The 1,956-nt window shown below is 59.2% G+C and carries 1 protein-coding gene and 2 pseudogenes; 2 read left to right on the forward strand and 1 reads right to left on the reverse strand.

Annotation, left to right across the window (positions count from 1 at the left end; all coding sequences use genetic code 11):
- Nucleotides 1–94: pseudogene (locus IVA91_RS06180) on the forward strand (IS5/IS1182 family transposase); the annotation flags it as partial.
- 281 nt (nucleotides 95–375) lie between these two features.
- Here IVA91_RS06180 and IVA91_RS06185 read toward each other — a convergent pair.
- Nucleotides 376–1,747 (reverse strand): annotated as a pseudogene (locus IVA91_RS06185) (IS1182 family transposase).
- A gap of 101 nt (nucleotides 1,748–1,848) precedes the next feature.
- Between IVA91_RS06185 and IVA91_RS06190 the strand changes: the two are divergent.
- Nucleotides 1,849–1,956 (forward strand): transposase (locus tag IVA91_RS06190; RefSeq protein WP_247448907.1); only part of this gene is annotated, 108 nt, incomplete at its 3' end.

Consider the following 1,956-nt stretch of genomic DNA (forward strand, 5'->3'; position numbering starts at 1 on the left):
GCAGTTCCGCCGCGTCGCTACCCGCTTCGAAAAGACCGCCCGAAATTACCGAGCCGTCGTCACTCTCGCTGCCATTGTCCTATGGGTGCGATAAGTGTCTACACCGCCTAGCAGCAGCTTGCGGAACGCTAAGATGACATCGTCAGAAAAATCGTCAGAGAGCGTGATGTTCGTGATTTCGACACCAAGCCGGCCCGCGTGCCTGACGATGTTTGCTCGCGGTGACCTTGCCCCCTGGACTTAATCCAGATTGAAGTTCGCTCTGGCCCGATTTTGTTGCAAAAGTCGGCTGTACCGACGGATGTCTTTCAGTCGTTCGGTAAGGGCGACCGGTTTTGATCCGGCGACCGGGACGCTCTCAACGCAACTCCTACGCTACGCAATGCACGTGGCATGAGCGGGTGGTGGTCGCGCAACGCACGACGCGAGGCGCCTCAGATTTTGAGCGATGGCAGCCAGAACAAACTCATCCTGGGCGCCCCGTGGGCCACGAAGCCGGAGCCGACCAAGCCTCAGGATGCGCTTCAAGTGTGCAAACTGCATCTCGACCTTCTTGCGCTGGCGTCGCGACGTCTCGAAAGCCTCGGTGCCAGCGAACGACCGGGCGACGTCCCGGGCGTGCTCATGTATGTCGCGCGGGATCTTGCGCGATGGTTCTTTTGGACAGCACTGCGGCTTAAGCGGGCATACGTCGCAGTCGAGCTTGCTCGCACGATACAGAAGCGTTTTGCCCTCGTGCACGGTGCCGCTTGTCCCGAGCCGCTTTCCGCCCGGGCAGTGGTAGACGTCGCTGGTCGGATCATATCGAAAGTCGCTGCGCGAGAAGGTACCGTCATCTCGCTTCGACTTGTCGAATACGGGGATATGTGGCGCGATGCCCTTCTCCTCGACCAGCCAGTTCAGCATCGGAGCAGCCCCGTAAGCGGTATCCCCGACAAGCCGTTCCGGCTTGAGACCAAAGCGCTCCTCTGTTCGTTCAATCATTGTCCTCGCCGCTCCGACCTCGGCCTGGCGAATGGAGCGGGACGCCTCAACATCAACGATGACGCCGAACTTCACGTCGATGAGATAATTGTCGGAGTAAGCGAAGAACGCTGGTCCCTTGTGAGCTCCGGTCCACTGGGCCGCGGGATCGGACAGCGAGATGAACTTCGGGACAACGTCACTGGCCGCACCCCACGCCGTATCGTCGAGGGTTGCCAGATACTCCCTTCACCGCGCGGCTTGACCTCGCCGGATCGCGATCCCTGCGCCAATCCTGACCGGCGATCGAGCGCTGCTTGTTGGCATCTGCCTGGATCAGGCTCGCGTCTACCGCAAAACCTTCGCCACCAACCAGACCGGCCACAATGCACGCCTCGACGATATGTTCGAACACGCGACGAATGACATCTCCCTCGCGGAAGCGCTCATTGCGGGCCCGCGAGAAGGCTGAATGATCCGGAATAGCATCCTCGATACCGAGCTTGCAGAACCACCGATAGGCGAGGTTCACCTGCACTTCACGGCAGAGCAGCCGCTCCGAGCGGATCGCGAAGACATATCCCACGATCAGCATCCGGATCATCAGCTCCGGATCGATCGACGGGCGACCCATGGACGAATAATGAGGAGCAAGTTCGCTACGAAGCCAGGACAGATCGAGCGCAGTGTCGATCTTACGCACCAGATGATCTTCGGGAATCGCGTCGCTGAGATGAAATTTGTAGAACAGTTGACCTTGGTCACTCTTCAGACGGCCCATCATGGATCGACCTCGTCGCGATTCGCGTCAACACAACGGAATCACGCTTGCCAGCTCGTCTCAACTGACTTTTGCAACAAAATCGCCCATATGAGGACCAGAGCATGAAGCGCAGCCGCTTTACGGAAGAGCAGATCATCGGGATTTTGAAGGAGCACGAGGCTGGCGTGTCGGTTGTCGATCTGTGCCGGAAGCACGGCGTCAGCGATGCC

The sequence above is a fragment of the Bradyrhizobium sp. 153 genome, assembly GCF_023073835.1.
GTDB lineage: Bacteria > Pseudomonadota > Alphaproteobacteria > Rhizobiales > Xanthobacteraceae > Bradyrhizobium.